A 14,076-nucleotide genomic window follows, 5' to 3' on the forward strand; every position below is an offset into this window, starting at 1 on the left:
AATAATAATTCAGCTTAGCCGTGAATGGCCTTTCCATCGACTGCGAGAGCAGCCTCGCCGATTGCTTCTGATAATGTTGGATGAGGGTGGATCGTATGTGCTACTTCCCAAGGGGTAGCATCTAGGACACGAGCTAGACCTGCTTCAGAGATCATATCCGTTACATGCGGCCCAATCATATGAACACCTAATATATCATTTGTATCCTCATCTGCAATAATTTTTACGAACCCATCAGCTTCACCAAAAACTAATGCTTTCCCTATTGCCCGGAAGGAGAACTTTCCTGTTTTTACCTTAAAGCCCATTTCTTTGGCTTCTTCTTCTGTATAACCGACACTTGCTGCTTCTGGTGAGCTGTAGATGCATTTAGAAACAAGGCTGTAATTTATCGGTTGAGGATTTTCGTTAGCTATATGCTCAACGGCTACAATTCCTTCATGTGAAGCAACATGTGCAAGCTGAAGTCCGCCAATCACATCACCAATTGCATAAATATGGGATTCTTTCGTTTGGAAAAATTCATTCGTTGCAATAAAGCCCTTCTCTACTTGAATATCTGTATTTTCAAGCCCAATTCCTTCAATATTTGCTTGGCGGCCAACGGAAACGAGTAGCTTTTCAGCAGTAAATTCCCTTTGCTCACCTTTCACTTCAGCTGAAATGGCAACATTGCTTTCAGCTTGTTTGAGAGTTTCAGGAAGCACTTTTGCACCTGTAACGATTTTTACACCTTTTTTCTTCATTAATCTCTGCATTTCTCTTGATACTTCTTTATCTTCTGTAGGAATGATTCTGTCCGCATATTCGACAACCGTAACTTCTGCCCCGAAATCAGAGAGCATGGATGCCCATTCGATTCCGATTACTCCACCTCCAACAATGATGATTGAGCTTGGAATCTCTTCCATCATAAGTGCTTCATCAGAAGTCATGACATTTCCGCCAATTTCAAGACCTGGTAAAGTTCTTGGACGGGAGCCTGTTGCCACAATTACATTTTTAGGAATAAGCATGGCGTTCTCGTCCCCATTATTCATTTCAACTGAAATGGTTCCCGGCATAGGAGAAAAAATCGATGGACCTAAAATACGGCCAGTTCCTTCATAAATGTCAATTTTGCCTTGCTTCATCAAATGCTGAACCCCTTTATGAAGCTGGTCAACAATTTTATTTTTTCTTTCTTGGACTTTACTAAAATTGACTTCAATATTACTTGCGGAAATACCGAACTCTTCACTTCGCTTCGTTGTTGCGTACACCTCTGCACTTCTAAGCAGTGCTTTACTTGGTATGCATCCTTTATGCAAGCATGTTCCGCCAAGTTTTCCTTTTTCAACTAGAGCTGTTTTTAAACCTAATTGGGAAGCACGGATCGCTGCAACATAACCGCCGGTGCCCCCGCCTAAAATGACTAAATCATATTCTTCTGCCACGTTTATTCCTCCTATTTGAATAGGGCTAGCACTTAGAACAAAATGTGCATTTGCTATTCAACCTTATTCTAATGAACTGCAGCTCTTGTTTGCATTCCTGGATATTCCTTTTCTGCTTCCTCTCCACGAAGTATACGAAGCGCACCTTCTGCTAAAGCCTGCAGCTCGTTTTCTCCAGGATGGACGATAACATCTGCAATCCAATTAATTCGATCACTTATTTCTTTCACAAAATCATTTCCGAACGCAATTCCGCCGGTTATAACAATGGCATCGACCTTTCCGCTTAACACCGTGCTGGCTGCACCGATTTCTTTCGCTACTTGATAGGCCATTGCGGAATATATGAGCTTTGCGTTTTCATCCCCGTTTTTAATCATTTGTTCAACTTTAACCGCGTCATTTGTACCTAAATAACCAACAAGTCCACCATGACCGACTATTTTTTTCATGATCTCTTCACGATAATAGGAACCGGAATAACATAGAGAAACTAAATCCCCAACTGGAACAGTTCCTGCACGTTCAGGACTAAATGGTCCTTCCCCATGTAAACCATTGTTGACATCGATTACTTTTCCTTTTTGATGAGCACCGACTGTAATTCCTCCGCCCATATGAGTAACGATTAAATTTAGATCTTCATATTTTTTCCCGATTTCTTTCGCTGCTCTTCTCGCGACGGCTTTTTGGTTCAATGCATGAAAGATACTTTTTCTTTCAATTAATGAAAAACCGGAAATACGCGCAATTGGAGCTAATTCATCAACGACAACCGGGTCAACAATATAGGATGGAATATTTAATGAGGCAGCAATTTCATAAGCAATTATGCCTCCAAGATTAGAAGCATGCTGACCTGCATAGCCTTCTCTCAAATCCTTTAGCATAGCCTCATTGACAGAATAGGTTCCACCCTCAATTGGTCTTAATAAGCCTCCTCTTCCGCAAACTGCACTAATCTTAGAAATATTAAATCCTTCTTTATCCAATGTCTCGAGGATTACATTTTTACGGAATTCGTACTGGTCAATAATATTTTCGAAAGCATTTATTTCATCTGTATCATGGCGTATTGTTTTTTCCAAGATAGATAAGTCATTATCGAAAACTCCGATTTTCGTAGAGGTAGATCCAGGGTTGATAACGAGAATTCGATGTTCTTGTTCTTGCACTTTGAAACCTCCGTGTGAAAAGCGATTATGCTCACCGAACTAAAATTTAATCCGGTGAGCAAAGTATAATCCGCTATTCTTCAGTCTATTATTAAATATTTTAACGCACCTATTTACGACGGCTTAAAATATGGTGGCCATTTTGCAGGAATTGGCTCCTAGAATTGCGCATTCTTTCAATTCTTTCTTCTACCATACGGTCAGCAGCTTTATAGGTAGGAATTTGATCTCGTTTTGAAATTTCAATAACCTTTTCAATGCTTTGGTAAAGTCCTTCAACCTTTTTCAATGCCCGCTCTGCATTGTAGCCGTATAATTCATCTGCAACGTTAATGACTCCGCCAGCATTAATAACATAGTCTGGAGCGTAAACAATTCCCATTTCATGAAGGATATCTCCATGACGCTCTTCTTTTAATTGATTATTTGCAGAGCCCGCAATGACCTTTGCTTTTAATTGTGGAATGGTTTCATCATTCACTGTTGCACCAAGTGCACAAGGCGCATAAATATCACATTCGACTCCGTAAATCTCATTTGGGTCAACTGCCTTTGCACCGAAATCATTCACTGCACGCTGAACAGCTTCTTTATTTATATCTGTTACGATTAATTGAGCACCTTCTTCATGAAGATGCTTGCATAGGCTGTACGCAACATTTCCAACACCTTGTACTGCGATTACTTTTCCTTCTAATGAATCTGATCCGAACGCTTCTTTCGCCGCAGCCTTCATTCCAACGTAAACCCCATAAGCTGTTACAGGTGAAGGGTTGCCTGATGAACCAAATGCAGGTGAAATTCCAGTTACATAATCAGTTTCTTCATGAATAAGATCCATATCTGCTACAGTCGTACCGACATCTTCAGCAGTGATATAGCGGCCATTTAACCCTTGGATATAACGGCCAAAGGCACGGAACATTTCTTCGTTTTTATCCTTCTTAGGATCACCGATGATGACAGTTTTTCCTCCACCAAGGTTAAGTCCAGCCGCAGCATTTTTATAAGTCATTCCTTTTGCAAGACGCAATGCATCTTCAATAGCAGCTTCTTCTGATGCATATGTCCACATACGCGTTCCACCTAGAGCTGGTCCTAATGTTGTATCATGGATCGCGATAATGGCCTTTAAGCCTGATGTTTTGTCCTGGCAGAATACTACTTGCTCGTAATCATATTTTTCTAGATATTTGAAAATTTCCATTTGAAATTCCTCCTAAGATAGTTTGCTTTTTTGTAAGAACAATAAACATTTGTTAAGTTCTAGTTTGAGATTTATATTTAATTGGCCGAGCATATAGCCAATGCTAAGGAATAAAGCTTGCTTTCGGCTGTATCTGCCCTGGATGTTAAGACAATTGGCGCCTTTGCACCTGCTATAACAGCACCAACCTTTGCTTTGGCAAAATAAATCAATGATTTATAAAGTGCATTCCCAACCTCAATCGTTGGAACTAATAATATATCCGCTCTTCCAGCTACATCGCTCTTTATTCCTTTATGTTCGGCAGCAGATATAGAAATGGCATTATCTAAAGCTAATGGTCCATCAACAATACAATCTGTCAGCTGCCCTCGCTTGTTCATTAAGGTTAAGGCTGCTGCATCAAGAGTAGCCTGCATAGCCGGATTTATCACTTCCACTGCTGCAATCGGTGCAACAAGCGGTTTGTTAATCCCAATGCTCCGCGCTATTCCGATCGCATTTTTAAGAATCTGTGCCTTCTGATCTAAATCGGGGGAAATATTCATGGCAGCATCAGTAATTATAATAAATTTGTCATAGCTTGGAACTTCAAATACACTTACGTGAGATAAGACACTTCCAGTCCTTAAACCATACTCTTTATTCAAGACGGCTTTTAAAATAGTTGCAGTTGGCACATTTCCCTTCATTAAAACATCCGCTTCATTTAATTTTACAGCCTTTACAGCATTTTCTGCTGCTAATCCATTTGATAACGTATGAATGATTTGGATATTTTTACTTGAGGCAAGGTTTTCATGCTTATTGACGATTTTTAAAATTTGTTCCTTATCACCGTACAATAAAAAATTTGCTAAATTTCGTTTAACTGCTTCAGAAACTGCCTCGATCACTTCATGATCCTCTGCTGCAGCAACGGCTACTGTTTTCATTTGAAATTGGGTTGCTCTCTCTATAAGCGAATCCAAATCCATCTAGTTCTCAACCCCTTTACTCCAAAGCGAATAATGCTTGTTTATTGCAATTTGACCTAGACTAGCTAGTTCAAATTGAAATTAACACAATGACTGCAACAGCCATTTTATTATTCTGCAAGAATTGTGCCAAACGAAATCATTATGAAAACGCTTTATTTACGGTTTATTAAGTATGAAAAAAATTGCACATCATGAAAATTATTGCACGCTATTATTTGCAATCCCATACTTCTCAAGCTTATAGTATAAATTTCTTACTGATAAACCGAGGGATTTAGCGGAAATGGTTTTGTTTCCGGCAGATTTTTTTAAGGTTTGCAATATTAGCTCTTTCTCATACTGTTCGAGCAGCTGATTTAATGTGAGATTTGGAATTGTTTCATCTCGTTCAATTTCGTTTTGGGTTTTTTCGTTTATTTTTATTAATTCCGGGACATGAGCTTCATCCAAAACATTTTCATTATAACTCATGAAAATAATAGCTCTTCCGAGAATATTATCTAGCTCTCTTACATTTCCAGGCCAATCATACAACATTAATTTATGCAATGCCGATTGAGTTATTTTTTCTACATTCCGTCCATATTCCTGATTGATTTTCTGGATCAAACGATTACAAAGCAACGGAATATCTTCCTTTCTTTTTCTCAGCGGCGGTATATGAATGGGCATTCGATTCAAACGATAATATAAGTCTTCCCTAAAAGTTCCATTTGCAATTCCTTTTTCTAAATTTACATTTGTCGCAGCAATCACTCTAACATTGATTTGTATAGGCTTTGTTCCACCTACACGAGTAATCTCTTTTTCCTGTAAAACCCTTAGTAGTTTAGCCTGTGTATTCGCTGATAACTCACCGATTTCATCTAAGAAAATACTGCCATTGTTGGCCTCTTCAAAAAGACCTCTCTTTCCTCCCCTTTTCGCTCCTGAAAATGCGCCTTCTTCATATCCGAATAGCTCACTTTCTAATAAAGTTTCAGAAAGAGCTGCACAATTAACCCGAATGAATTTATTGTATTTACGATCACTTCCATTATGAATAGCGTGAGCAAACAATTCTTTCCCTGTGCCAGATTCCCCTCTTAATAATACAGTTGCAGGAGTTTTTGCCCCAAGCCGAGCCTGCTCAATCGCAATGGTCATCTCTTCAGATTTGCCAATAATATCATCAAATGAATATTTCGCTTCAAGATTTCGAATGATTTGCCGTGCATGATTTAATTCTCTATTTAATGTTTTGATTTCTGAGACATCATGAATGACACCAACACTGCCTTTTAATTTCCCATCGACTATGACAGGAGCTACATTAACGATAACCTCTTTCTTATTAGGTCCGACTCGCATCGCAACCCCTCTAACTGCTCTTCGTGTTTGAAGGACCTTCATATGTACACTCTCACCCTCAGAAATATCTGCGGTTGCCGGTTTCCCAATAACCTCATCCTCTCTGAGACCAGTGATTCTAGAATAGGCTGGATTTATTAATAATCCTCGGCCATTTTCATCTACAACAGAAATGGCTTCGTCACTTGAATGAATAATAGCCTGAAGCATCGTTTGGATTTCTTTTAAATTTGTGATTTCCTCGGCAAGGTTCATCACTTCGGTAATATCCTTGAACACCGCAAAGGCGCCTATAAGCTCATTATTCTCCCCAACCATCGGGATTCTTGTCGTAATAATTTTCACACCATTATTTAGGACTAACTCTTGATTAGCATATGTACGTCTTGTTTCTAATACTCTTGGTAATTCACTGTTAGAAATCACCTCAAGAATATGCTTTCCGATGGCTTCCTTCCTATTTGTTCCTGTCATTCTTTCGGCACTTTTATTAAAAAAAATAATTTCACAATGTTTATTAATGACAATCATGCCATCACCAGTAGAATTGAAAATGAGATCATGCTTATACTTTTCGTTTTCTATACTTGTTATTAAATCTTCTTTTTCTTCAATTAGATTTGCAATCAAGGCAGCAACACTGCCTGGTATAAGAACTGAATCTTTTCTTTTCGCTTCTCTTAGTCCAATAAACACATCTTTATTGCCTGTCACTTCAACGATTATATCAATATCCTGCAAAATAAACTTCCGCCAGTCAGTGCCAGTGGGTATTCCTTCTTCTTTCGCAATTATGAGTCCAGGTGCATGAATATTGTGGTCCACAACAGCTATTACTTTTAACATCGCCGTTTCTTTCATAATTTTTAAGATTGCTGATCCGCCTTTTCCCGCACCTACAATCATTACGGTTTGCATCGTATGCGACCACCCTCTAGATTGAAATTTATTTCATTAATTCCAGCCTTTTTATTGCAAGTTATTTCATACAAGTTTATTTTATCCTAGAAAGTCAGCCAAGCCAAATAAAAACGGTCGCACTTATTTGTATAAAGGTATCTTAAGGCTGAATAGCTTGACAAATTTCCCTATTGATTTATTATTTTTATGAACGGTGTATTATGTAGTATTTATGAAACGAAGGGATTTTTCAGATGGTTAGATTAATCGCTTTAATAATTATGCTCATACCAGGCCTTTTCGCTGCCTATGGAATAAAATTAATGAGAGACATGGTTTTTGGAATTTTACAAAATCCTTTTCCATATTTATGGGTGCAATTTCTATCAGGGCTGCTTTTCTTCCTAGTCGGACTTGGCTTTATTGCCGGATTTATTCTTCACCGCGACCGAAAGAAAAATAAGGTACAGCCGCGTTTCCAAAGGAAAAATGAAAGAGGATGACTCAAAGTCGTCCTCTTTTTTATTCATACATTTTTCTAATAATCTTTGCTAGAAGAGGATCATCCGTAATAAAAGCTGAACAGTCAACAGAAAATAATCGGTGCATTTCTTTTTCCTTATTAACAGTATAAGGCCTAACCGCAATGCCATACTCTTCTGATGCCTTTATAAGCTCTGATTTGGCGATTGTATATTTAGGATGGATACTTTTGGAACCAATGGATTCTGCATAAATCCAAGGCATATAGAGGCCTTCAGAAAACAATGGTGCTGTTTCTATCTCCGGGGCTAGGTGGTAGCAATAAACAATGCTGTAGTGATTGAATGATGAAAGGATGACACGATCTGCTAAATCATATGCACGAATAAGGCTAATGACCTTTTCTTCCATCCCTTCATATGGAAAAACCCCATTTTTCAGTTCAATATTACAAATGATGTGATTTGTCTTCATCCATTCTAAAACTTCAATTAAAGACGGAATTGGCTCCATTTGCGAGAAAAGCCTTTTTTTCTGACTGCTTGCGTCAAGTTTTCTTAAATCTCTATATGTATAATCTTTTACATAGCCTTTTCCATTTGTTGTCCGATCTACTTTTTCATCATGGATAACAACTATTTCGCCGTCCCTCGTTAGCTGAACATCCAGTTCGATCCCGTCTGCACCTGCTTTTTCTGCTTCCCTAAATGCCTTCATCGTGTTTTCAGGATACAAGGCGGAATATCCTCTATGAGCAAAAATTAATGTCATGATCATTACTCCCCATTAGAAAAGCGCTCTCCAGAAAGAGAACGCTTTTTCAATTTACTAAAATTCCTAACTCTTTCAGGAAGCCTTATGCTCCAGCCTTAATTTATCTGCTACCATCGCAATGAACTCTGAATTGGTTGGCTTTGCTTTAGACATAGAAACAGTGTAACCAAATAGGGAAGAAATTGAATCTATATTCCCCCTGCTCCATGCTACTTCAATGGCATGACGAATAGCCCGTTCAACTCGGCTTGCTGTCGTATTGTATTTTTTCGCAATATCTGGGTAAAGAACCTTTGTTATTGAACCGAGAAGCTCAATATCATTATAGACCATGGAAATCGCTTCACGAAGATACATATAACCTTTAATATGTGCCGGCACACCTATTTCATGAATAATACTCGTAATGCTCGCATCAAGATTTTTCGGTTTTGCTTCAATTGTTGATCGATAAGCTGTCGATGAAGGCTTTCTAATGACTGGATTTGCTTTTCCACTTACTTGACGTATATGGCTAGCCAGATTCTCCATATCAAATGGCTTCAGAATAAAATAGGAAGCCCCTAAATCTACTGCTTTCTTTGTCACGTCCTCCTGTCCGAAAGCAGTAAGCATAATCACATTTGGCAAGTTAGCCTTTTTCATTTCTCGCATCTTTCCAAGAACCGCTAAACCATCTAAATGAGGCATAATAATATCTAAAATAAGAACATCAGGATCTTCATGCTCTAAAATGTCCAGGCATTCCTGTCCATTATGACCGACACCCACAACTTCCATATCTTCTTGAGTTGATATATATTCTTCTAAAAGTCCGACAAGCTCTCTATTGTCATCGACAACACAAACCTTAATTTTCTTCACGTATTCTTTCCTCCTCGATCCATAATGGTCTCTTTATTATCTATTCTTATTCTAAATGAGAAATTCGACAATGCAACTGAAAATCCTTTAGTTTTTTTAAAAATTCTCAAAAATAGGTGAAAATCATTAGTTTTCTTTTGTTTTCTTTATTATTCGACCGTTTTCGATAATTGATTAGAATTTCAACAAAGTTTTGTCGAAAAATCTTTATATCTATTATAGCATATGTAATTATTTTCGATTAAATGCTTTTTTAGGCTAAAAAAGAGACGGGGGGATCCCCGTCTTTAGATTATGATGCTTTTTCTTTTTGTTTCTCATATATATCAATTTCTGCTTCATTAAGCATCCACTCAATATGAACACCATATCCGCTCGTCGGATCATTTACAAAAACATGTGTTACTGCCCCAATCACTTTATCATTTTGGATGATGGGACTTCCGCTCATTCCTTGAACAATTCCTCCCGTTTTTGCTAAAAGCTTTGGATCCGTTACTTTTATAACCATTCCTTTTGTCGCAGGGAATTTTTGCGGAATCGTGCTGACAATTTCAATATCAAATAAATTTACCTCATCATTTTCAACAACTGTTAATATTTTTGCCGGACCTTCCTTTACTTGATGAGATAATGCAATCGGCATCGGCTTATCCAAGATGCCATTCTTTATGTCCTGATTAAGTTCCCCAAAGATTCCAAAAGGACTATTTCTGACAATATTTCCGATTACTTCTTTATCCTCTGAAAAACGAGCTAGTTTTTCTCCAGGATTGCCATTGCTCCCTTTCTCAATAGAGGTGACTGTGGAGCGAACAATTTGACCATCATCAACAACAATTGGTTTTTTCGTATCCATATCGGAAATAACATGGCCTAAAGCTCCATATTTCCTAGATTCTGGATGATAAAACGTCATTGTTCCGATTCCAGCAGCTGAGTCGCGAATATATAATCCAAGCTTAAAGGAACCCTCTCCTTTTTCTTTTAAGGGGGTTAATTCAGTTGTAAAATGATTATTTTCTCTATTCACACCTATCGTAAGGGGCTTACCGGATTTCCCTGCTTGCTGGACAAAAGGGGCAACATCAGACATTTTTTCAATATTTTTGCCGTTTATTTTAGTGATTATGTCTCCCACTTTGATTCCTGCTATTTCTCCAGGAGAGGATTTTCCGTTTACTGTATTTATTTGATGGTGTCCCACTACTAAGACACCAACGGTATTTAGTTTGACACCGATAGACTGTCCACCTGGGATCACTTTAAAATCCTTTAGTACATTTACATCGACCTTTTTAATCGGAAAACCTGCTAATTCTAAAAACATTTCATTTTCCCCGCGTTTTTTTGCTTTTAGGGAAACTGAATGATTGTCCTGTTTAAGTGCAATACTTGAATCTGTAGACATAGTTGCCGTTACCATTTCTGTTTTAGCCAGATCAATATGCTGGCCCTCAAAAAGAGTGATTGAAGTTGGAATTTCTAAATATTTTTGAATGGGTTTGGAAAATCCAATTGCAATTAATGAAACAAGGAGAATTCCACCAATTATTTTTCTTAAAACTTCTGTTATCAAAACTTTCACTCTCCTCGCTTCTAATCCACAACGTCAAATGGCTACATCTATAATTTTGCCTGTAAAGCGCGCATTTATAACTGATATGGCGATAAAAAAAGCTATCCTGCTTTGGATAGCTTTTCATGTATTTTTTCTTCTACACCTTAATTTTGTTTGCAAGCTGAAGAAGCTCTTTAGCATGCTCTTTCGTTAAATCGGTAATTTCGACTCCTGATATCATCCGGCCAATTTCTTTAATTTTTTCTGCTTCATTTAAAGCTTTAACCGTTGTTTTCGTCCGGCCATCTTTAATATTTTTTGCGATATACAAATGAGTATCTGCCATTGCAGCTACTTGCGGTAAATGGGAGATGCACAACACTTGCGAATTAATGGCAACATGGTGAATCTTTTCTGCAATCGCTTGTGCAACCCTGCCACTCACTCCCGTATCCACTTCATCGAAAATAATAGAAGTAACCCCTTGATGCTTTGAAAAAATACTTTTTAGCGCAAGCATAATTCTAGATAATTCTCCACCTGATGCAATTTTGGAGAGGGGTTTTGATGGTTCCCCTGGATTAGTCGATAAGTAAAATTCAACTTTATCAAATCCATTTTTTGTAAAGTTCTCCATATCTGCTTCAAATTTCACTTCAAATACAGTCTTGTCCATATAAAGCTCTTTTAATTCTTTATGTATTAATTTTATTAAAGTTTTAGCCGTGTTTTTCCTTAAATTTGATAATTCTTCTGCTTCAACTGTAAGATCCTTTCGCAATGAGGAAATTTCTTTTTCTAACTTTCCGATATGTGTTTCTTTATTTTGCAATGTTTCTATTTCTTCTTCAATTTTTGAGGCATATTCAAGAATTTCAACAATTGTCTTCCCGTACTTTCGTTTTAATTGTTGAATCTCATTAAGCCGGTCTTCGATTTCGGCAAGTCTTCTAGGGTCGTATTCCAGAAAATCAAGCTCATTCCGAAGACTTCTCATGGCATCCTCAAGCTGATAAAAGCTATTCGACACAGATTCAGCAAGTTCCTTATAGGCAGAATCAACTTCCGCAGCATCTTCAACATGCCCCATAACAAGACCAATCCAATCGAGTCCTCTTTGTTCCCCTTGAAGACCAGCATATCCTGCCTGTAAGGAATCATAAATCCGTTCGAAGTTACTAAGCTTTTTGCGCTCTTCGAAAAGCTCTTCATCTTCATTTAGCTTTAAATTCGCTTTAAGAATTTCATCATATTGAAACTGTATTAAATCTAGCCGATGGGCCATCTGCTGATCATTTTCACTTAATGTTTTTAATGATTTTAATTTTTGCTCATACTTATGATAAACTTGCTGGTATTCTAAAAGTGCAGAGCTTATCTTCCTGCCGCCAAATTGGTCAAGAAGACTGATATGCTTTATTTCGTCCATCAATTCCTGATGCTCATGCTGCCCATGAATATCAATCAATGTACTTCCAATTTCCCTTAAAATCGAAATTGTGACAAGCTTGCCATTGATTCTGCATACACTTTTTCCTGATTTCGAAATATCTCTTCTAAGTACAATCATTCCATCTTCAAGCTCAATGCCAAATTCATAAGCCTTTTTGCAAATAGGATGATTGGGATCTTCAAACTGAAAAAGACCTTCTATTTCTGCCTTTTCCTCTCCATGCCTTACAAATTCAGCTGATCCTCTTCCTCCAACGAGTAAGTGTATCGCATCAATGATAATTGACTTACCAGCACCTGTTTCTCCGCTTAATACAGTTAAGCCCTTGTCAAATGAGATCGAAAGGGCTTCAATAATAGCAAAGTTTCTAATTGATAATTCAGTTAACAAATGAAATCATCCCCATTACAGCATTTCTAGAAAACGATTTGTGATAGCTTCAGTTTGCTCAGGTGTTCTGCAAATAATTAAGCACGTATCATCGCCGCAAATAGTCCCCATTATCTCTTCCCAATCCAAATTATCAATAAGCGCCCCTATCGCCATCGCATTTCCAGGCAGGGTTTTCATTACGAGCAGGTTTCCTGCTGAATCTATCCGGACAAATGCATCCATTAGGTTACGTCTTAATTTTTGTAAAGGATTGAATCGCTGATCAGCAGGAAGGCTATATTTATATCTGCCATCTTGCAGAGGAACTTTTACAAGATGAAGTTCTTTAATATCTCGTGATACTGTTGCTTGTGTTACATTGTATCCGGCATTTTTTAACTCATCTACAAGATCATCCTGTGTCTCAATATCATTATTTGCAATAATCTCCCGAATTTTAATATGACGTTGACCCTTTGTCATATACTCACCCCAATTATGAAAAACGCTATGCGCCTAAATTTTATAACAAACTTCAAAATAGTTGTAAATAAAAGAATAAAATCTAATTATATGTTAGCTGATTTTCCCTATAAAGTACAATTTTTCTTTGTTTTTCATGATATTATTAGTCGTTTCGACATACATAAATAAAATGAAGAGGAATAAGCAGCAGCCTAATCCTCTTCATTTTGCTTTGTCTTAAGTTCTGTATGGGCTTCATTCACTACTGCCTGAGCTTCAAAATTTAAAATATTTTCACCGATTTCCTTCTGACCTGTCCAATAAAGGTGCAGCAGGAATTCAATATTCCCATCACCGCCAGTTATAGGAGAAAACGATAGATTTTTTACATCGAATCCCAGATTTAGGGCAAAGGAAATCATTGATTCTAAAACCTGTACATGGACCTTGGCATCACGTACAATCCCTTTTTTTCCAACCTGTTCGCGTCCTGCCTCAAACTGAGGCTTAACGAGCGCCACTACATCACTGCCTGAAACTAATAGGGTCTTTAATACAGGAAGGATAAGCTTTAAAGAGATAAATGAAACATCAATGGAAGCGAAGGTTGGCATTCCTTCTTGAAGATCGGCTGGTGTTACATAACGGAAATTAGTTCGCTCCATAACAACAACACGTTCATCCTGTCTTAACTTCCAAGCGAGCTGATTGTATCCGACATCAAGGGCATAAGACATTTTCGCCCCATTTTGTAAAGCACAATCAGTAAATCCGCCAGTTGATGCACCGATATCAAGAAGAATTTTGTCCTTCACTTCAAGATCAAATATTTTTAATGCTTTTTCAAGCTTTAGCCCTCCTCTGCTAACATACGGCATGACTTTTCCCTTTACTCTTAGCGGAATATCGCTGCTTACCTTTTCTCCCGGCTTGTCGAGACGAGTTTCATTACTAAATACAAGTCCAGCCATTATCGTTCGTTTTGCCTTCTCCCTCGTCTCAGCTAAGCCTCTTTCAACTAATAAAATATCTAAGCGTTCCTTCTTTGCTTTCATT

General features: G+C 37.8%; 12 protein-coding genes. 1 reads left to right on the forward strand and 11 read right to left on the reverse strand.

The genetic code is table 11. The features are described 5' to 3' along the window. Window positions 1-14 precede the first annotated feature (14 nt). The 5 genes from lpdA to V7127_RS14645 all read right to left on the reverse strand — a co-directional run bounded on the left by lpdA (window position 15) and on the right by V7127_RS14645 (window position 7,066). Entirely contained in the window at window positions 15-1,436 is a 1,422-nt protein-coding gene (gene lpdA / locus V7127_RS14625) for a dihydrolipoyl dehydrogenase (protein ID WP_335344130.1), read from the reverse strand. A 68-nt stretch (window positions 1,437-1,504) separates the two neighbouring features. Beyond that, window positions 1,505-2,611, reverse strand: coding sequence for a butyrate kinase (gene buk / locus V7127_RS14630; RefSeq protein ID WP_335487102.1), 1,107 nt, complete (start codon window positions 2,609-2,611; stop codon window positions 1,505-1,507). 109 nt (window positions 2,612-2,720) lie between these two features. Then, complete coding sequence (bcd, locus tag V7127_RS14635) at window positions 2,721-3,818, reverse strand: branched-chain amino acid dehydrogenase (RefSeq protein ID WP_335487105.1); 1,098 nt, start codon at window positions 3,816-3,818, stop codon at window positions 2,721-2,723. Between the two features lie 77 nt (window positions 3,819-3,895). Continuing rightward, complete coding sequence (gene yqiS / locus V7127_RS14640; RefSeq protein ID WP_335487108.1) at window positions 3,896-4,795, reverse strand: phosphate butyryltransferase; 900 nt, start codon at window positions 4,793-4,795, stop codon at window positions 3,896-3,898. Window positions 4,796-4,996: 201 nt separating this feature from the next. Continuing rightward, window positions 4,997-7,066: a sigma 54-interacting transcriptional regulator gene (locus V7127_RS14645; protein ID WP_335487111.1), complete on the reverse strand. Its 2,070-nt coding sequence runs from the start codon at window positions 7,064-7,066 to the stop codon at window positions 4,997-4,999. A 236-nt stretch (window positions 7,067-7,302) separates the two neighbouring features. On the opposite strand from V7127_RS14645, the gene V7127_RS14650 reads away from it, so the two are divergent. Beyond that, window positions 7,303-7,551 (forward strand): DUF2627 domain-containing protein, encoded by a 249-nt coding sequence (locus tag V7127_RS14650; protein ID WP_335344125.1) that lies wholly within the window; start codon window positions 7,303-7,305, stop codon window positions 7,549-7,551. A gap of 19 nt (window positions 7,552-7,570) precedes the next feature. On the opposite strand, the gene V7127_RS14655 is transcribed toward V7127_RS14650, so the two are convergent. The 6 genes from V7127_RS14655 to V7127_RS14680 all read right to left on the reverse strand — a co-directional run bounded on the left by V7127_RS14655 (window position 7,571) and on the right by V7127_RS14680 (window position 14,075). After that, entirely contained in the window at window positions 7,571-8,302 is a 732-nt protein-coding gene (locus V7127_RS14655; protein WP_335487115.1) for a glycerophosphodiester phosphodiesterase, read from the reverse strand. A gap of 75 nt (window positions 8,303-8,377) precedes the next feature. After that, window positions 8,378-9,169, reverse strand: a complete 792-nt coding sequence (spo0A, locus tag V7127_RS14660) for a sporulation transcription factor Spo0A (RefSeq protein ID WP_335354278.1) — start codon at window positions 9,167-9,169, stop codon at window positions 8,378-8,380. 292 nt (window positions 9,170-9,461) lie between these two features. Next, window positions 9,462-10,748, reverse strand: a complete 1,287-nt coding sequence (gene spoIVB / locus V7127_RS14665) for a SpoIVB peptidase (protein WP_335487118.1) — start codon at window positions 10,746-10,748, stop codon at window positions 9,462-9,464. Between the two features lie 139 nt (window positions 10,749-10,887). Next, window positions 10,888-12,573, reverse strand: a complete 1,686-nt coding sequence (gene recN / locus V7127_RS14670; RefSeq protein WP_335487121.1) for a DNA repair protein RecN — start codon at window positions 12,571-12,573, stop codon at window positions 10,888-10,890. Window positions 12,574-12,588: 15 nt separating this feature from the next. Continuing rightward, window positions 12,589-13,038 carry a transcriptional regulator AhrC/ArgR gene (gene ahrC / locus V7127_RS14675; RefSeq protein ID WP_335344120.1) on the reverse strand — a complete coding sequence of 150 codons (450 nt, stop codon included), beginning with the start codon at window positions 13,036-13,038 and terminating at the stop codon, window positions 12,589-12,591. Window positions 13,039-13,232: 194 nt separating this feature from the next. Continuing rightward, on the reverse strand, window positions 13,233-14,075 hold the full coding sequence (locus V7127_RS14680) for a TlyA family RNA methyltransferase (protein ID WP_335487124.1): 843 nt from the start codon (window positions 14,073-14,075) through the stop codon (window positions 13,233-13,235). Window position 14,076 lies beyond the last annotated feature (1 nt).

This window comes from Bacillus sp. JJ1773, from assembly GCF_036962035.1.
In the GTDB taxonomy this organism is placed as follows: Bacteria; Bacillota; Bacilli; order Bacillales; family Cytobacillaceae; genus Cytobacillus.